Origin of the sequence: Saccharomonospora glauca K62 (assembly GCF_000243395.2) — a bacterium.
Classification (GTDB): domain Bacteria; phylum Actinomycetota; class Actinomycetes; order Mycobacteriales; family Pseudonocardiaceae; genus Saccharomonospora; species Saccharomonospora glauca.
Map to the genome: position 1 here is coordinate 2,286,028 of NZ_CM001484.1, position 18,848 is coordinate 2,304,875.

Annotated in this window: 7 protein-coding genes; 2 read left to right on the forward strand and 5 right to left on the reverse strand. The window is 70.5% G+C overall.

Going from position 1 to position 18,848, the window contains the following annotated elements; all coding sequences use genetic code 11:
- Positions 1 to 14: 14 nt before the first annotated feature.
- The 3 genes from SACGLDRAFT_RS10800 to SACGLDRAFT_RS23080 all read right to left on the reverse strand — a co-directional run bounded on the left by SACGLDRAFT_RS10800 (position 15) and on the right by SACGLDRAFT_RS23080 (position 13,646).
- The gene (locus SACGLDRAFT_RS10800) at positions 15 to 11,675 is read right to left on the reverse strand and encodes a hybrid non-ribosomal peptide synthetase/type I polyketide synthase (RefSeq protein WP_005464520.1); all 11,661 of its coding nucleotides are present in this window, start codon (positions 11,673 to 11,675) and stop codon (positions 15 to 17) included.
- Between the two features lie 17 nt (positions 11,676 to 11,692).
- The gene (locus SACGLDRAFT_RS10805; RefSeq protein ID WP_005464522.1) at positions 11,693 to 12,934 is read right to left on the reverse strand and encodes an aminotransferase class V-fold PLP-dependent enzyme; all 1,242 of its coding nucleotides are present in this window, start codon (positions 12,932 to 12,934) and stop codon (positions 11,693 to 11,695) included.
- A gap of 235 nt (positions 12,935 to 13,169) precedes the next feature.
- Positions 13,170 to 13,646, reverse strand: a complete 477-nt coding sequence (locus SACGLDRAFT_RS23080) for a transposase (protein ID WP_005464524.1) — start codon at positions 13,644 to 13,646, stop codon at positions 13,170 to 13,172.
- Positions 13,647 to 13,811: 165 nt separating this feature from the next.
- Here SACGLDRAFT_RS23080 and SACGLDRAFT_RS10815 point away from each other — a divergent pair, with 165 nt between their 5' ends.
- Both SACGLDRAFT_RS10815 and SACGLDRAFT_RS10820 read left to right on the forward strand, forming a co-directional pair.
- Complete coding sequence (locus tag SACGLDRAFT_RS10815) at positions 13,812 to 15,056, forward strand: ATP-grasp domain-containing protein (RefSeq protein ID WP_005464526.1); 1,245 nt, start codon at positions 13,812 to 13,814, stop codon at positions 15,054 to 15,056.
- The gene (locus SACGLDRAFT_RS10820) at positions 15,053 to 16,750 is read left to right on the forward strand and encodes a non-ribosomal peptide synthetase (protein ID WP_005464528.1); all 1,698 of its coding nucleotides are present in this window, start codon (positions 15,053 to 15,055) and stop codon (positions 16,748 to 16,750) included. The genes SACGLDRAFT_RS10815 and SACGLDRAFT_RS10820 overlap by 4 nt, the downstream gene beginning before the upstream one ends.
- 4 nt (positions 16,751 to 16,754) lie before the next feature.
- Here SACGLDRAFT_RS10820 and SACGLDRAFT_RS10825 read toward each other — a convergent pair whose 3' ends face one another.
- Positions 16,755 to 17,519, reverse strand: coding sequence for a thioesterase II family protein (locus SACGLDRAFT_RS10825; protein ID WP_005464530.1), 765 nt, complete (start codon positions 17,517 to 17,519; stop codon positions 16,755 to 16,757).
- Between the two features lie 29 nt (positions 17,520 to 17,548).
- Positions 17,549 to 18,847 (reverse strand): acyltransferase domain-containing protein, encoded by a 1,299-nt coding sequence (locus tag SACGLDRAFT_RS10830; RefSeq protein WP_040918925.1) that lies wholly within the window; start codon positions 18,845 to 18,847, stop codon positions 17,549 to 17,551.
- Position 18,848 lies beyond the last annotated feature (1 nt).

The following is an 18,848-nucleotide window of genomic DNA, read 5'->3' on the forward strand; positions in this document are numbered from 1 at the left end:
GTTTTCCGACTCGGTCACCGCGACCGCTCCCCCTTCGGAACGCCGGCGGCCCTTGCCTCGAGGCGTTTCTGCTTCAGTTCCGCGGCGGTACGACGCCGGTTCCTCCCGGTCCGGGTCCTCGGGCCGGTGTCGGTCTCGCCGCTCAACAGGGAAGCCAGCGCGCGCACCGTCGGATGACCGAACAAATCGACGATCCTCAGTGGACGATTCAGTTCGCGCTGCAGCTTGGCGTGGACGCGCAGCAGAAGGAGCGAGTGACCGCCGAGGTCGAAGAAGTTGTCGGTGACTCCGGGGGTCTCCACTCCGAGCACGTCCGCCCACACCCCGGCGATGGTTGCCTCCAGTTCGGTGGCGGGAGCCACCCTGCCGGTGGAGTTCCGGGAGGTCGGCGCCTCCGGGGCGGGCAGTGCGGCCACGTCGAGTTTGCCGTTCGCCGTCACCGGCAGCTCCCGCAACACCGTCCAGGTCGACGGAATCATGTAGCCGGGGAGCCGCATCCGCGCGTGTGCCCGCACGTCGTCCACGGAGAGGGTCTCGGCCTCCGGGGCGGGCACGAGGTAGGCGTCGAGCATCACGTCACCGTCACCCCGGCCGCCGTCGCGGGCTCGCACGACCGCGGCGCGCACCGCAGGGTGCTCGTTCAGCACGGCTTGGATCTCGCCCAGTTCCGCTCGTTGGCCCCGGATCTTGAGCTGCCCATCGTCGCGCCCCAGGTAGTCGAGCGCCCCGTCGGCGCGCCAGCGGCAGAGGTCCCCGGTGCGGTACATCCGGGCGCCCGGCGTCGCGCCGTAGGGATCGGGCACGAATTGTTCGGCGGTCAGTTCGGGCCGTCCCATGTAGCCGCGGGCCACCTGCACACCGCCGATGCACAACTCACCGGCGACCCCCGGCGGCACCAACCGGCCCGCCGCGTCCACCACGTGCAGCGTGGTATTGGGCACGGGGCGGCCGATGGGCACGGACGATCCCGAGTCCTCCGCGCAGGCCCACCACGTCACGTCGATGGTGGCCTCGGTGGGCCCGTAGAGGTTGTGCAGCCGCGCTCCGGGCAGCACCGTCGAAAACCGGTCCCGCAACGCGGCGGGCAGCACTTCCCCGCTGCAGACGACGTCGCGTACCCCGGTGCAGGCGGCGGCATCCGGGTGGTCGACGAACACGCTGAGCATCGAGGGCACGAAGTGCAGCACGCTCACCCCCGCCGCGCGGATGATCTTCGCTACCTGTCCGGGGTCGCGATGGGCGCCGGGTGGCAGCACCTCCAACCGGGCTCCGGTGACCAGCGGCCAGAAGAACTCCCACATGGACACGTCGAACCCGGCGGGGGTCTTCTGGGCCACCACATCGTCCTCGGACAACGCGAACGCGTCCTGCATCCAGCGGAGGCGGTTCACCACCCCCCGGTGTTCGACGACCACGCCCTTCGGCCTGCCGGTCGAACCCGAGGTGAACAACACGTACATCGGCGTCGAGCCCGACACCGGAGCACGGCGTTCGTGTTCCGCCAGGTCGTCGTCCGGCAGCGCGTCGAGCTCGGCCGTCGTGGCCGGGTCGTCGAGCACGATCCAGGACAGCTCGGGGAGCACCGTGCGGGTCCCGGTGACGGTGAGGCCCAGGCGGGCGTCCGCGTCGGCGATCATCCCGGCGATTCGGTCGGTGGGAAGTTCCGGATCCACGGGCAGGAAGGCCGCGCCGGACTTGAGCACGCCCAGCAGGGCGATCACGAGTTCGAACGACCGGGGTATCGCGACGGCCACGACGTCCTCGGGGCCGGCGCCGAGTTCGACCAGCTTCCGCGCCACGCGGTTGGCCTTGCCGGCGAGTTCCCGGTATCGCAGCGAGCGGTCGCCTTCGGAGAGCGCCACGGCGTCGGGACGATCGGCCACGGCGCGCTCGACCCACTCCAGCACCGTCTCCCGGCCGGGGTCGCTCGCCTCGCCGGTGCCCACCCGCCGCAACCATTCCGCGGCCTTGCCGTGCACCGACGGCACCGCGGCCAGTGGGCCGCCGCGAACGGCGGCCACGACGAAGCGGGCGAAGCCCTCCGCGAAGTACTCGCCCCACTCCAGAACGGGCGCGCACTGGAAGAGCAGCTCCACGCGGTCCGGGTGTTCGCGCAGGGTCAGGTGCGCCTCGTCGAACGGCACGTCCTCGTAGGTGGCGTAGCCGGTCTCGGCGACCTTCTCGATCCATTCGGTGGGCAGGAAGTTGAAGACGAACCGGAGGTTGTCCGAAGGCAGGATCCGCCGCTGCTGGAACACGGACACGGCTTCGTGACCCCGCGCCCGCCGGCGCCGCTCACGGAAGCGGGCGGCGTAGTCGGCCGCGGACTCCTCCGGCCTCGGCCGGGGCACGTGGACCGGGACGACGTGCAGGTAGCAGCCGAGCGACTCGCTCTGCCTCTCCGGACGTCCCCCGGCCAGGGTGTAGACGAGGTAGTCCTCCTCGCCGTCGGCGTGTCGCCCGACGAAGGCGGAGAACAGCGTGAGCAGAAGGCCCGGCAGCCGCAGGCCGTGTTCCTCGCACCACGCGCGCACCTCTGCGAGCTCGGCGCCGTCGAGCGCCGCCACCGACCGCAGTACCGCCCGGCCGTCGCCTTCGGGGACGGGAGGCAGCGGCAGCGCGGCGGACTCGGCCGCCACCTTCCGCCAGTAGTCGAGGGTCTCCTCCCGATCGAAACGCGCGGCGATCTCCGGGACACGGTCCACGAAGGACACCGTGTCGGTCGGTGCGGCGCATTCGCCCCCGGAGCGGTAGGCCTCCACCATGCGGCGGAACAACTCGGGCACGGACGCGCCGTCGATCACGGCGTGATGGGCGCCGACGACCGCCTGGAGATGCCCGTGTTCGTCGCGGACGAGCAGGTGCCGGACGAGAGGTTCCCCTTCCGGCGCGTACGGTCGCTGCGCGAACTGCGGAATCGCGTTGAGCAGCCCGAACGGCTGGTTCTCCTGCTCCCGCACATCGATCAGCGGGCAGTCGACGTCCGCCGAGGCGAGCACGGCCAGGTGCGGTTCACCGTCGAGGAGTACCGGCGCGCTGCGCAGCAACTCCTCTTGCTCGGTGATCGACCGCACGACCGAGCGCCAGCGCTCCGCGTCACCGTCGGGGCCGAGGTCGAGCGAGAATGCCGGGAGGAACGCCCCGACGTCGGGCCGGGCGGCGTGTTCCAGGTAGAGGTCGCGCTGCACGGGGGTCATCGCGCTGACCCGCTCCACCCCACCCGGCGGCAGACCGAACCGCTCCGCGATGTGGTCGGTGAGGCCGGTGGGCTTGCCGTACGGGGCGTGCGGGTCGGCGGCGAAGCGCTCCAGCGCGGTGAGGTACCGCGCGGCGACGTCGTCGATCCAGTCACTTCCGAAGCGGTGCCCGTCGTACTGCACGCGGATGAGCAGTTCCGGGCTCTGCGGGTCCGCCACGAAGTAGACGGCGAAGGGAAACTCGGTCTCCTCGAACAACGTCGAGTCGAGCACGTGCACGTCCTCGTTGTCGGCCAACGACTCGTAGGCCAGGTAGCGGACGTAGTTCACCCCGGTCTCGACCGTCAGTCCGGCCCCGGCGAGGCGATGCACCTCGGCGTAGGGGAAGTGCCGGTAGGGCATCAGCTCGCACTCCGCGTCGAACACCGCGCGCGCCAGCTCGGTCCAGCTGCCGTCCGTGAGAGGGGTTCGCAGCAGGACTCCGTTGACAAACAGACCACACTCCTCGGCCACGCCCGGCTGAGGTGGTCGTCCGTTGCCCGCAAGGGCGGTATAGACGTCGCAGTGTCCCGTCAGTTGCCCCAGGACGTAGAGGTGCACGGCGAGGCAGGCGTACTTGACGGTGAGCCCCTCGGCCCGCATGGCCTCCCGCAAGCGCTCGGCCACCGCGCCGTCCAACACGTACTGGCGCGCCTGGCCGCGCGGACCCCGCACGGTACCCGCCTTGTCGGGCAACCGTAGCGACGGGAGCGCGCTCGTGCGGCGATGCCAGAAGTCGCGCTGTTCTGGGTCCTTGATCGCCTTGCGTTCCAGGGCGACGAACTCACGGTAGGTGCCGCTGTCCTCCTCACCGAGCAGCGAGGGCTCGCCACGGGTGAGCCGCCGGTAGTCGGTGAGCCAGTGTCCGAACAGCGTGGAGATGCTCCAGCCGTCGAGGATCGAGTGGTGGAAGCTCACGACGAGGTGGAACCGGTCCTCGGCACGCCGGAAGACCTGGATGCGGGCCAGTGGCGCGCGGGTCCAGTCGAAGCCTCGGGTCTTCTCCTCCTCCAGCCACGCGTCGATCCGCTCCTGCTGCTCCGCGTCGGGAAGCTCACGCAGGTCACGGAAGTCGAGGGGCAGCTCGGCCTCGGCCCACACCAGTTGCATCGGCTCGCTGTAGGTCGCGAGATCGAACGAGGTGCGCAGCGCCGGATGGCGCCGTACCACGGCGGCCAGCGCGGTGCGCAAGGCGTCCTCGTCGTAGGGCGCGCGCACGTGGTAGCCGATCAGATCGTGGTAGACGGGCGTGTTCGGGTCGACCGTGCTGTGGTAGAGCGTTCCGGCCTGCGCCGCGGCCATCGGATACGCGTCCACCAGTCCCTCGGGCAGCAGCTTCCTGTCCTCGGTGGACACCAACGAGAAAGGTGCGGTGGGTTCCTCCGGGGGCCGACCGCCCCGTTCGAGCGCCGCCGCCAACTCCGCGACCGTCTGGCACCGGAAGAGATCCTGCAGTTCGAGGGAGAAGCCCTTCTCCCGCAGCAGGCCGAGCACCCGCAGGCTGCGCAACGAGTCCCCGCCGAGAGCGAAGAAGTTGTCGTCGGGGTCGACCTCACCGGTTCCGAGAACCTTCGCCCAGATCCCGCTCACGATCTCCTCGGCCGGAGTTCGGGCCGCCCGGCCTCCGGTGCGCGGGGTCTCCGACACCGAGGGCAGTGCCTTGCGGTCGAACTTGCCGTTCGGCGTCCGGGGCAGCGCGGGCAGGCAGCGGAGATACGCGGGCACCATGTACTCCGGCAGGATCGCGCGCATGGCCGCGCGGATCGCCTCGGCTCCGGGGTCCTCGCCCGACGGCACGTAGAAGCCGGCGAGCTGGAGGTCACCTCGTTCCCGCGTGGTGGTGACCGCCGCTTCGAGCACACCGGGATGGCTCCGCATCGCGGACTCCACCTCGCCCAGCTCGATGCGGAAGCCCCGCACCTTCACCTGGTGGTCGGCGCGGCCGAGAAATTCCAGTGTGCCGTCGGGGCGCCAGCGGGCGAGGTCGCGGGTGCGGAACAGCCGGGTTCCGGGGGCACCGTCGGGGTCCGGCACGAATCGTTCCGCGGTCAGGGCGGGACGGTCGTGGTATCCGCGCGCCAGTCCCGGTCCGGCCACGCACAACTCGCCGGGGACGCCCACCGGTACGAGCTGGAGCCGCTCGTCTCGGATCGAGACACGGACTCCGGGAACGGGGCCTCCGATGGTGGCGGTGCCGTCGACCGGCCCTCCCGGAAGGTCGGCGAACGTGGAGTAGACGCTGGCCTCCGTAAGTCCGTAGAGGTTCAGCACTCGCCGGACACCGGGAAGCTGGTGCAGGTCGGTGACCACGGCGTTGGGCAGTGCCTCCCCGGCCATGCTCACGACCTGCGCCCCCGCCGGGATGCCGCCCGTCCGGGCCAGCTCCGCCGCGGCCGAGGGCACCGTGTTGACGATGCGCACCGTGTCGGCCACCGACTTGGGCAGGTGCGGCAGTTGCAGGACGTTCTCGACCAGGACGACACAGCCGCCGTAGCACAGGGGCAGGAAGATCTCCCAGACCGAGGAGTCGAAGCAGACCGACGACGACGCCAGCATGCCCGCCAACTGGTCGTCGTCGAACAACCGGCGACCCCAGTCCAGCAGCACTCGCAGTCCACCGTGCTCGGTGGTGGCTCCCTTGGGACGCCCGGTGGAGCCGGAGGTGTAGAGCAGGTAGGCCGCCGAACGCGCGGTCAGTTTCCGGGGCGGGGCGGTCGGTTCCCGCCGGGTGAGGAGTTCCGTGGTCTCGGGTGCGTCGATTCGCAGCACGGTGGCGTCGGTGCCGCTCAGCGCGGGAGCGGTCGCCTCCGTGGTCACCACCACCGAAGCACCCGAGTCGCTCAGCATGAAGGTGAGGCGCTCCGCCGGATAAGCGGGATCGAGGGGCAGATAGGCCGCGCCCGCCTTCATCGCCGCGAGCAGGGTGACGATCAGGCGTTCGTTCCTGGGTAGACACACCGCGACGGGAGCGTCGGGGCCCGCGCCGAGGTCCCGCAGCCGCCACGCGAGGCGGTTCGCGTCCTCGTCGAGTTCCCGGTAGGACAGCGAGCCCGACGCCGTGCGCACCGCGGTTCGCTCCGGGTGCTCGGCGGCTCGGCGCTCGACGAGGTCGATCAGCGTTTCGGCGGCCGGTTCCGGGTCGGGCTCGCCCGACCACGCGGTGAGCAGGGCCCGCTCGGCGTCGTCCAGCAGCGGCAGGGCGCCGACCGTGGTGTTCGGCTCGGTGACCGCCGCCGTCAGCAGCGAGGTGAAGTGACCGGCCATCCGCTCGACGGTCTCGCGGTCGAACAGATCCGCGTTGTACTCGATCAGGCCGTGGAACGCGCCGTGCTCGGCATCGCCGGGGAAGACGATGAAGAGCAGGTCGAACTTCGCGGTGCCGTTGTCGAGCGCGCGCACGTCGACGTCCAGCCCGGTGGCCCCGATCTCCCCGACCGGCGCGGATTCGAGCACCAACATCACCTGGAACAACGGGTTGCTGCTCAGGTCACGTCCGGGGGCGATCTCGTCCACGAGCCGTTCGAACGGCATGTCCTGGTGCTGGTAGGCGCCCAGGCAGGTCTCGCGGACCCGGTCGAGCAGCTCGCGGAAGGTCAAGTCGCCCCGGACCTCGGTGCGCAGCACGAGGGTGTTGGCGAACAACCCGATGACGCGTTCCAGTTCCGTGCGCGTGCGGTTGGCGTTGAACGTCCCGACGAGCAGGTCCTCCTCGCCGGTGTAGCGGTGGAGCAGGGCCTTGAGCGCGGCGAGCAGCACCATGAACGGGGCGGCCTCGGCTTCCTGCGCGAGCGCGGTCAGCCGAGCCGAGGTCTCCGCCGACAGGTCGAACTCCTGCCACCCGCCGCGCCTGCTCTGCACCGCCGGGCGCGGCCGGTCGGTGGGTAGTTGCAGCAACGGTGGCGCGCCCGCCAACCGCTTCTTCCAGTACTCGACCTGGTCGTCGAGGTAGTGGCCGTCGTGCAGGGCGGCCTGCCAGCGCGCGTAGTCCCGGTACTGCACGGTGAGTTCCGGCAGATCGGGCGTCCGGCCCGCCGCGAACGCCTCGTACAACCGGAAGATCTCGTGGAACAGCAGCCCGCTCGACCAGTAGTCGGACACGATGTGATGGGTCGACACCAACAGTACGTGCCGTCGCGGGGCCAACCGGATCAGCCGAGTGCGCAGCAGATGTCCGACTCGCAGGTCGAACGGCTCGCGACAGAATTCGGCGGCGATCCGCTCAACTTCCGCGATCGCGTCCCGCTCGGGCAAGGACGTCAGGTCCCGTATCGGCAGGGGCTGTTCCCGAGGCGGTTCCACCCGCTGTACCGGCCGACCGTCGACCAGGGGCATGGCCGTGCGGAGGGTCTCGTGTCGCCGGACCAGCTCGTCGAGCGCCGCCCGCAACGCCGTGACGTCGAGCTCCCCCGTGAGCCACACGTCGTTGGCCATGACGTAGAACGGGCTCGCCGGGTCGAGTTCCTGGAGGAACCACAGGTTCTCCTGCATCGACGACGCCGGGGCGAGTTCGTCGGCCCAGTCGTGCGACCGCAGCACGGGAAGCGCCCGCTCCTCGCGGCTCGCGCGGACCTCGTCGATGACCGCGGCGATGCCCGCCACGGTCGGGTCGCCGAGCAGCTCCCGCACGCTGAGCGTGACCCCGAAGTGATCGCTGAGTTGCGCGGCCAGCTGCGTGGCGAGCAGCGAGTGCCCACCCAGGGCGAAGAAGTCCTTGCGCAGCCCCACGTCCGCGATGCCGAGGAGATTGCCCATCACCGCGGCGACCCGTGCCTCGGTCTCCGTTCGTTCCGGCGTCGGCTCGACCGGAGCCTCGTCGCCGTCCCCGGTGTCCACCCAGGTCGCGGTGGTCGCAGGCACCGTCAGGGCCGTGCTCCGCGTAGTGGCCAACAGGCCGGCCCAGTCCTCGGGGCGTCGCTGCCCTTCCCATTCCAGGGTGACGCAGTCGAGATCGGCAGAGACGACCCCGAGCGCGAGACACCGGGCGACCATGCGGTCCAGCTCGGTCCCGACGGGCAACACCAGCACCACGTGGTCGGCACCCAGCCGGTCGGCGGTCGCGGCGATGGCACGGCCGCGCTGCTCCGCCTCCGTCAATCTCCTCGCGACCTCCGTCCAGTCCGAGGCCGCGGAACCGTCACACGGTGCCGGTTCGACGAGCACGCCGTCGGCCCGATCCAGCTCGTCGGCGGCGCGCACGACGCAGCCGGTGAGCGTGTCGGCGAGCGCGCCGCGGTCGCCGACGAAGGCATAGGTGTCTCCCGCGCGCAGGCGGATCGGGTCCGCGGTCTCCGGGCTCCGGGTGCTCGCCACCCAGCGCCGGGTGCCCCGGAACGCCACGACCGCCGGTCCCTCGGGCGCCGAGACCTCCGCGGCCAGGGCGCGCAGCACCGCGTCCCGGCGGCGCCCGGAGGCGGGCACGTCACCGACGTCGACCACCCGGCATCCGCCACCGTCGGCGAAGGCGGCCAGCGCCACGGCGGTGAGATCGGGGCGGTCGGCACTCTCAACCGCCAGTCCCGCGCGCGTCACCACAGTGATGCCGGTGATCAGCCCGTCGGCGAGCAGGTGCGCGTATCGCCAGGGCGCCGGCGGAGTGTCCGGATTGGACGACGCCACCAGGCGGAGCGGCCCATGCTCGCGCGCGACGGCGTCGACGTCCTCGGGCGCGCATGTCGCGGTGGCGGTGCCGAAGAGCTCCCGCAGCGGGTCGTCCTTCTCGGCGACCAGCAGGTAGGGAGCGGGTTCGCTCGCCGTCGTGGGCGTGGACTCCCAGGTCCGGGCCCGTGGTCCTTCGGTCGTCTCGCTCGGTTCTGGCGCGCTGATCCAGTATCGGCGGCGTTCGAACGGGTACGGGGGCAGCTCGACGCGTCCGCGCCGTTCGTCGCCCCGGATTCTCGACCAGTCCACGGCGACGCCTCGTGCCCAGAGAGCCCCCGTCGCCTCGGCCAGCTGTGCGCCTTCCCGCTCGGGGTCGGCATCGGGGAGCGTGGCCACCACCGCCTCGGGTCCGACCTGGGCCGCGGCGAGTCCGCTCACCGTGCGGCGGGGTCCCGTCTCCAGGAGCAGGCCTCCCACGTCGTCGCGCAGCGTGCGGACGCCCTCGGCGAAGCGGACAGTGCCGCGCAGGTGGCGGCACCAGTGTTCGGGGTCGGTCGCCTGGGCGGCGTCCACCCACGTTCCGGTCACGTTGGTGACGTAGGGCGTCCGCGGCGCGTGCAGGGTCACGCTTTCGACGGCGGCGCGGAACTCGTCGAGCACCGGCTCCACGAGCGGTGAGTGGAAGGCGTGGGCCGTGCGCAGCAGCCGGGTTTGGACGCCGTCCTCGGCGAGTCGACTCCGCAGCGCTTCGATGGCTTCCGCGTCGCCGGACGCCACTGAAGCGGCCGGTCCGTTGTCCGCCGCCAAGGCCACGTTCTCGGGCAGCAGTGGCGCCAGTTCCTCCGCGGGCAATCGGGTCGCGAGCATCGCCCCGGAGGGGGCACTCTGCACCAACCTGCCCCGGACGACCACCAGCCGGAGCGCGTCGGCCAGGCTGAACACCCCGGCGAGGTGGGCGGCGACAAACTCGCCGATGCTGTGCCCGAGCAACGCGACGGGGCGCACTCCGCGGTCCTCCCACAGCCGCGCCAGCGCGTACTGGATCGCGAACAGCGCGGGCTGCGTGTACTCGGTTCGGTCCAGGCGGGCCGCCGCCTCGTCCCCGGTCGTGAACAACAGCTCCCGCAAAGGCACGTCGAGGTGAAGCCGTAGCAGCTCCTCGCACTCCCGGATCGCCTCGCGAAACGCCGGCTCCTCGTCGTAGAGACCGCGCCCCATGCCGGGGTACTGGCTCGCCTGGCCGGGGAACAACAGCGTCACCGGCATCTCGCCGGACTCGAACTCCGCTGTCGTCCCGGCGTCGGGGTCACGCAGGCGCGCGATCGCCTCGTCCAGATCGCGCGCTTGGAAGGCCCGTCGGTGCGACAGCGACGGCCGTCCGACCTGGAGGGTGTGGGCGACGTCGGCGATGTTCAGCTCGGCGTGCGAGGCCAGGTGGCCGGCGAGCCGTTCGCTCGCCCGCGCCAACGCCGAGGCCGAGCGTGCCGACAGCACGATCGTCTCGGCCTCACGCCGCCTCGGACGGGAGACCGGGGCGGGCGGCTGCTCCAGGATCAAGTGGGCGTTAGTACCGCCGATGCCGAAGGAACTGACTCCCGCGCGGCGCGGTCCCCGATCGGGGAACGCGTGGAGCTCGGTGCTGACGTAGAACGGGCTGTTCGCGAAGTCGATCTCCGGGTTCGGTTCGGTGAAGTGCGGGCTCGGTGGGATGAGGTTCGACTCCACCGCGAGCGTCGCTTTGATGACGCCCGCCACACCCGCCGCCGAGTCGAGATGGCCGACGTTGCCCTTGAGCGACCCCAACGCGCAGTAGCCGATGCCGGTCGCACCCGCCGCGCGATAGGCCTTGGTCAACGCGGCGACCTCGATGGGGTCGCCGAGCGGAGTCGCCGTCCCGTGCGCCTCGACCATGCCGACGGTGTCGGGATGCACCTCGGCGGCGGCCAGCGCGGCACGGATCACCTCGGACTGTCCCGTGACACTGGGGGCGGTGTAGCCGATCTTCGCCGCGCCGTCGTTGTTGATCGCCGACCCGCGGATGACGGCGCGAATCGGATCACCGTCGTCGAGCGCGTCCTGCAACCGGCGCAGGACGACGACCCCCGCGCCGTTGCCGGGGATCGTTCCCGCCGCGCGCGCGTCGAACGGGCGGCAGCGCCCGTCGGGGGAGGCGATGCCGTTCTCCCCGCCGCGGTAGCCGATGCGTTGGGGAACGCGGATGGTACTGCCGCCGGCGAGCACCAGGTCGCTCTCGCCAGCCAGCAACGACTGGCATGCCAGGTGGATCGCCACGAGCGAGCTGGAACACGCGGTCTGCACGGTCACCGCCGGACCGCGCAGACCGAGCTTGTACGCGGTGCGGCTGGCGATGAAGTCCTTGTCGTTGGAGAGCAACTTCTGCAGATAGCCGACGACGTCGTCCAGACCGCGGTGCGGGTACACGTTGCGCAGGCCGTACTCGTTGACACTCACCGACGCGAAGACGCCGATGGCGCCCTTCTCCCGCTCCGCGTCGTGTCCGGCCGACTGTAACGCCTCCACGGCGCATTCGAGGAACAGCCGTTGCTGGGGGTCGAGCAACGCCGCCTCTCGCGGTGTGTACCCGAAGTAGTCCGCGTCGAAGAGGTCCTCACCGTCGACCACCGCCGCCCTGCGCACGTAGTCCCGTGCCGAGAACTCGGTCTCGGGCACTCCCGAGGCGCGTAGCTCCTCCGCAGTGAGCTCCCGGATGCCCTCCTCGCCCGCGCACAGCAGGGACCAGAACCGCGTGACGTCCGGCGCCTGCGGAAACCTGCCGCTGAGACCGATCACCGCGATCTCCAGCCCGGTCGCTTGCTCCATACAGGTACACCCCTGTCTCAGGCGTTGTTCTTGAGCAGCAGTTCCAGCACGTCACCGAAGCGATCGATCTCGTCCTCGGTGTTGTAGTAGTGCACCGATGCGCGCAGCTGCGCTGTCTCCTCGCGCTGGGTGGGGGCGAGTGGCGCCAACTCGCGTTCGGACACCGACACGTTGATGCCCGCGCGCCGCAGTTCGCGGCGAATCCGATGGGGATCGTTTCCGGGGAGCCGGAAGCGGACCAGCCCGCAGCCTTCGACCCCCGAGTCCGGCAGCAGTACGCCCGGCACGTAGCCGAGGCGCTCGGTCAACCTCGCCGACAACGACCGGATGCGTTGCCAGATCGCGTCGATTCCCCACGACAACGCGTAGTCGATGGCGGCGCCGAGTCCCAGCCGTGTCGCGAAGCTGGCCTCCCACGCCTCGAACAACTTCGCGTCGCGTCGGACACCGACCTCGCCGTTGCCGAACCAGCGCAACCCCCGCGTGTCCAGACACACGTTGCGTAGCGCCGACATGCTCGACGAGCGCGCGTAGAGCAGGCCGGTGCCGCGCGGACCCCGCAGGTACTTCCGCCCGGCGGTCGTCAGCAGGTCACAGCCGATGTCGGACACGTCGACCCGCAACTGCCCGACCGTCTGGCAGGCGTCGACCAGGTAGAGCACCGGGGCGTCGCGCAGCAGTCGGCCGACTTCGTGCACCGGGTTGACGGGTCCGCCGTACACGGGGACGTGCGTCACCGCGACCAACTTCGTCCGCTCGTCCAGCACGGTGCGCAGGAACTCGACGTCGAAGCGACCGTGCTCGTCGTCGGGCACCACGACCACCTCGGCTCCGGTGGTGGTGCTGACCGCGTCGAGCACCAGCTTGTTGCTGACGTACTCCGCCACCCCGATCACGACGCGATCTCCGGGTGACAGCGGAACCGACTGGACGGCCAATTGCCAGGCGCGCGAGGCGTTCTCCGTGAGAGCGATCTCCGAGGGCAGACAGCCGAGGAGGGTCGCCGCCGATTCGTAGATTCGCCGCACGTCCGCGACCGCTAGCTCGGCCGCCTCGTACCCACCCACGTGGGCTTCGAGTTCGAGATGTCTCATCACTCGGCTCAGCACCGGCCGCGGCATCAACGCCGAACCCGCGTTGTTGAGATGGATCACGCCGCCGCAGCCCGCGGTCTCCGCCCGCGCGCGTTCGATGTCGAAGCACGCGGCGGGGTCGCCGCCCGTATTCGGATCGGCGAGCTCCATTCGACCGCCGCACACGACAGCAACCTCCGGGTAAGTAATACCGAAATGATCGGGAGAGTCCCGCTCGACAATTCGTCGAGTTGATTCACGTGGCAAAACCTGGCGCGAGAGGAAGCCGCCGAAGAACGGGCGACTCAATATCCGGATGCCCCCAGGTTACCGCACGGAAGAGCTGTCGTGAACTCGCGGAAAACGACGATCGTAGACAGCATTTCCATCACCGATTCGCGCATGTCCGTCCAGCTCGGGTTCACGCCGAAGCGCCACTCAAGGCGGGAAGGGGGCGTCTCGTTTGGGGCGCTCCCGGCACCTTCGGCACCACGCGGGCCGGCAGCTCGGCCATCGCCCCCGCGGCCATCGCGGACATGCTGCCGCGGTTGGTCGCCCGCGCCCGCGTCATCGCCGCATCGACCAAAGCGTTCACCCATTCCGCCAGCTCAGGGTCCTTCTGACGGCTCGCCGCGAGCCGTAATTGCTCCCACACCCCGGCCACCGTCCATCGCGCGAACCACCGGTGCGCGGTCGGTACGGCGACACCGAACGACGACGGCACCGAGCGCCACGAACCGTTGCTGCTCAGCACCAAGGTCACGGCTGCGAACACCGACCTCGCGTCGGCGCGAGCGCGCCCACCGCCCTGAGGTCGTTTCGAGGCTTTCGGCAACAAAGGTTCGACGAGATTCCAGAGGTCGTCCGGAACCAATCTTCGCATCAACGCGTCGGCCATGGAATCGACAATGGCACTGCTGGGGGTGATTAGGCAATCGCGTTCGACTCCACTCGTTGCCGCCCGACAGTGACGATTGTCTTGCGTGGCCAATGACAGCGGCCGTGGATAGAGTCAGCTTTCGCATTCCAGCCAAAGCAGCTTTTTCGAGTCCGGGGGTGACTCATGCCCGCGTTACCGGTGGTCGCGGTCGTCTACGACCTCGGTTCGGCCGGTCCCACCGACGTCCTCCGGGCCGCGCGAGGACTGTGCATACCGCTCTTCGTCTACGACCGGGCCTCCGGGGTCCCGGAAGGAGTGCTCGACCTGCTGGCCGGCCTCGACGACACACTCGACGTCACCGGGTGGTCCACTCAACGCGTCGCCGAGGAACTGCGTCGCCGTGACGTCGCAGGCATTGTCACCTTCGCCGAGTACCAGATCCGGCGCACGGCCGAGCTGGCCGATCTGCTCGCCCTGCCTTACCAGGACACGGCCACCGCGCGCAGGCTCACCGACAAGGCCCGACAGCGGGAAGCGCTGGCCGCCGCGCGAGTCGACACCACTCGCACGGCCGTTCTCGACACGGTCGCCGACGTGGCGACGGCACTGTCCACAGTGGGTCTTCCCGCCGTGCTCAAGCCCGCCGTCGGGGGGTCCAGCCGCAACTGCTTCCTCGTCACGACGGCGGACCAGTGCGCGAGGACGGCCGCCCGGTTGCTCGACGGTGTCGAGGACCAGTTGGTCCTCGAGGAGTATCTGGTCGGCGCGCCGCAGGAGAGCTGGGGTGACTACGTGTCGGTGGAGTGTCTGACGGTGGAGGGCGGCCACGTCCCGATCGCCGTCACCGGAAAACTGCCGCTGTCGGCCACGGGATTCAAAGAGACCGGCATGTTCGTCCCCGCGGAGCTCGACCCCGAGCTGAGTGCCGAGATCGAGCGGCTCGCCGTGGCCGCGCTGGGGGCGCTCGGCCTGCGGACCGGACTCACGCACACCGAGATCAAGCTGACGCCGGAGGGACCCCGTCTGATCGAGGTCAACGGGCGGCTCGGCGGACACGTCGCCGACCTGGTCCGCCGTGCGGGCGGACCCGACCTCGTGCGGCTGGCGCTGCGCGCGGCGCTGGGGACGGTGACGCCGCCGCGGCGGGCCGAGTGGGACCGCGTGTCCTTCCAGTACTTCGTCCTCCCGCCCGACGGGGCCACGACGGTGCACGACGTCCACGGCGTCGCGGAGGTTCGTGCGCTCCCCGGAGTGACCAAGGTCGAACTTGCCGACCTGCCACGAACGCTTCCCGCCGTAGCCGACGGCGTGAGCAGCCGCCTCGGCACCGTCTACGGCGCCGTGGCGAACCACACCCAACTGCGTTTCCTCAGCCGGCTCGTGGGCGAGCGCCTGCGCCCGGCCGTCGATCCGGAGGTGACCCGTTGACCCCCATAACCGTGCCCACACTCGTCGACCGGCATGCCGAGATCACACCCGACGCCGTGGCGCTGTGGCACCCCGACGGCACCCGGCTCACGTACGCGCGGCTGCGTGACCGCACCGACGACCTGGCGCGCGTCCTGGCGGCACGCGGGGTTCGCCGGGAGACTCCGGTCGGGATCGTGGTGCCCCGAGGGGTCGACGCCGTGGTGCTGATGCTCGCGGTGCTCAAGTGCGGGGGTTACTGCGTGCCGCTGGACCCGGAACATCCGGAGAGCCACCGTCGGCGGGCGATTGCCGACTCGGGGGCTTCGCTCGTGCTCACCGGGATTCCGGATCGCTCCGTGGTGGAGGAGCGCGACACGCTCCCGGAGCCTCCCCTGCCCGGCAACGCCGCCTACCTGGTCTACACCTCCGGGTCGACCGGGGTGCCCAAGGGTGTCGTCGCCACCCACGACTCCGTCGCCAACCTCGTCACCGCACCCGACCTCGGCATCGAACCCGGCGACCGGGTGCTGCACTACGCCCCGCTGGCCTTCGACGCCTCGGTGTTCGAACTCTGGGGTGCTCTCGCGCGCGGCGCCACAGTCGCCGTGGCGCCGCCGGGGACGCTCGGAACCCGTGACCTGCTCGACTTCATGGAGAGCGCGTCGGTCACCGTCGCGTGGCTCACCGCGGGGCTGTTCCACGAGCTGGTGACCGTCGAGAAGCGACTGCCGACCTCGCTTCGGATGCTGTTCGCCGGAGGGGACACCGTCCGCGCCGACGTCGTCCGGCGGGCCGTCGCCCTCTCCCCCGGCCTGCGTCTGGTGAACGGTTACGGACCGACGGAGTGCACCACGTTCACCACGCTCCAGCACGGGCTGGAGGAGCTGGTCACCGAGGACGAGCACACCGTCCCGATCGGTCGCCCGCTGCCGAGGGTGGCGACGCACGTGCTGGACGAGCGACTCGACCCGGTCCCGGACGGGGTGATCGGACAGCTCTACGTCAGCGGGGCGAACCTCGCTCGGGGCTATCACGGCCGTCCCGGCGTTACGGCCGAGCGGTTCGTGCCCTTGCCGGGTGGGGCGCGTATGTACCGCACCGGAGACCTGGTCCGCCGGCGCCCGGACGGTGTGCTGGAGTTCCACGGCCGCGTCGATCGGCAGGTGAAGATTCGCGGTTTCCGTGTGGAGCCCGGTGAACTCGAAGCGCGCCTCGGCGAGCATCCCGAGATCCGGGCCGCCGCCGCGGTCGGGGCACCGGACGGCGACGGCGGTACCCGGCTCGTGGCGTATCTCGTGGCGGAGAACGCGGAGGCGGGCCTCGACCTCGACGGCGTCCGTTCGTGGCTCGCCGAGCGTGTCCCGCCCTATCTCGTGCCCTCGGCCTTCCTGCAGTTGCCCGAACTCCCGCTCACGGCCAACGGCAAGGTCGACACCGCCGCGCTTCCGGCGCCCGACTCGGCTGGCGTGTCACGGGGACAGCGGGCGCCCCGCACCCCGGCCGAGAAGCTCGTCGCCGAGATCTGGTGCGAGGTGCTGGGCGTCGAGGAGGTCGGCATGGACGACAACTTCTTCGAGTTGGGCGGCGACTCCCTCAGGATGAACCGGGTCGCCGCGGCGTTGCGTAAGGCCACCGGACGGCCCGTCGCGTTGGCCGACCTCCTGCTCGCGGAGACGGCGGGAGAGCTGGCCCGTTCGTTGGGCGACGACTGATCCGTCAACGCAGGGCGTTGTTCCGTGCCTCCACCAACGCCCTGCGCACTTCCGCCACCACGTCGACCAATGAGTCCTGCAGATAGAAGTGCCCGCCGGGGAAGATTCGGTGGCGGAATCGTCCGGTGGTGTGGCGTTCCCAGGCGATCAGGTCCTCCGGTGGCACGTTGTCGTCCGAGTCTCCGCCCAGCGCGACGAGGTCGTGGGCCACCGGGTCCCCGCCCGGCCACACGTACTTCTCCACCACCGCCAGATCGGCGCGGACGGTGGGCAGCACGAGCTTGAGGTATTCGGGGTTCTCCAACAGCTCCGGCGACAGTCCACCCAGGTCACGCAGCGCCTCCACGAGCTCGGCTTCGGGCAGGTCGTGCCGATGCGGGCCGAGGCGCTCCAGGTGCGGCGCGTGGTGCCCGGACACGACGAGCACGTCCGGGCGACGGCTTTCGTCGAGATAGCGGCTGAGTTCGAACGCCACCAACGCGCCCATGCTGTGCCCGAACAAGGCGTAGCGGCCCTCCAGGAGCGGGCCGAGGTTGTCGGCCAACGCGGGCACGAGCGTGTCCATGCGCTCGTGGGGTGGCTCGAACATGCGGTTCTCTCTGCCGGGTAGCTGCACGAGCTTGACCTCGACGTCACTGTCGAAGTAACTCGGCCACTCCCGGTAGGCCGTGGCACCGCCGCCGGCGTGGGGCAGGCAGATCAGCCGCAGCGAGGCGTCCGGCCGGGGCTGGGGTGTGAGGACCCAGGGGTTGCGTGTCGTGTCGGCCATGTGTCGTGGTCTCCCGTCCGTTCTCGTGTTCAGTCGGTCGCCGAGGCCCGGTCGGCGAATACCGTTTCCCAGTCGACCGGCACGCCCGCCAGCCACAGGTGCGCGGCGGCGGCGAGCAGGCTGTCCGTGTCGGACTCCCAGTACGGGGAGGGGGCGAGCGAGGCCACCATCGGGGTGGGCTCGCCCCCGGCCTTCGCCAGGAACTTCTTGGCCATGTTCAGGGCGGTCTGTTCCGGCCCGATCTCCAAGACGGCTCCGGGGTGGCGACGCCACAACGTACGCAGGCCCTCGTTGAACAGCACGGGCGAGCACATATGTTGCCCCCAGTGCTCGGGATCGGTTGCCTGCCGGGGGGTGAGCTGGGTGCCGGTCAAGCAGGAGACGTAGCGCAGCCGGGGAGGTTTCCTCGTCATGGCGGTGGCCAGCTCGACCAGGCGCGGACGCACCGGTTCGAGCGTCGGCGTGTGGAAGGCGTGCGTGGTGTCGAGCAGTCCGCACCGGATGCCTTCCGCGAGCAGCCGCTCCCGCAACTGCTCGACAGCGACCGTGTCGCCCGCCGCGATGCTCACCTCGGGGCCGTTCGTGGCGGCCAGCCAGAGTCCCTCGCGCAGGCGTGGCTCCAGTTCCTCCCTCGGTAGCGACACCGCGAGCATCCGGCCCTGCGGCAGCTCGTCGACCATGAGGGCACGTCGCATGATCAGACGGAGGGCGTCCTCGGGGGCGAGAACGCCCGCGACGCTCGCCGCGACGTATTCGCCGAGGCTGTGCGACAGCATCGTGTTCGGGGTGACTCCCCACGCCCGCCAGACCTCGAACAGGGAGTACTCCAGCACGAACAGCGCCGGGTGCCCGACGGTGTTGCGTCGAAGCATTTCCTCGTACTCCGTCGACCGCGCGTCGTCCGTCGGGGCAAACATGGCCGGTCGGGGGTCCACGTCGAACTCGGCGACCAGCAGCTCGCTGAGCCGGTCGGCCGTGGCCCGGAACCTGGGGAGCTTGGTGTGGAGGTCGGAGCCTCGTAGCACCGACAGCTTGCCGAACCCGGCGAACAGGAAGGCCACCGACGGCGCCGCCGGGGTGGCTCCTTCCGGTACCGACCTGGTCAGCATCCAGCGGGTGTCCCGATCGCGTACGGTGGCCAGCGCGTGGTCGGTGTCGTAGGCGAGAACGCAGCGACGATACCGGTGGGTGGGGTCCGGTCGAACCGAGGCGGCCACCGCAGTGAGTCCGGCCGGTTCGTTTTTCAACCTCTCAGCGAGATCGGTGGTGCGGTCCTCCAGGTCTCGGGCGCTCGCTCCGGTCAACGGAATAGGATGCAGCAGTCTCATA

Bases quoted from the DNA above. Each gene is read 5' to 3' on its own strand.
- SACGLDRAFT_RS10830 (WP_040918925.1), bottom strand. From the start codon at position 18,847: ATGAGACTGCTGCATCCTATTCCGTTGACCGGAGCGAGCGCCCGAGAC.
- SACGLDRAFT_RS10800 (WP_005464520.1), bottom strand. From the start codon at position 11,675: ATGGAGCAAGCGACCGGGCTGGAGATCGCGGTGATCGGTCTCAGCGGC.
- SACGLDRAFT_RS10825 (WP_005464530.1), bottom strand. From the start codon at position 17,519: ATGGCCGACACGACACGCAACCCCTGGGTCCTCACACCCCAGCCCCGG.
- SACGLDRAFT_RS10815 (WP_005464526.1), top strand. From the start codon at position 13,812: ATGCCCGCGTTACCGGTGGTCGCGGTCGTCTACGACCTCGGTTCGGCC.
- SACGLDRAFT_RS23080 (WP_005464524.1), bottom strand. From the start codon at position 13,646: ATGGCCGACGCGTTGATGCGAAGATTGGTTCCGGACGACCTCTGGAAT.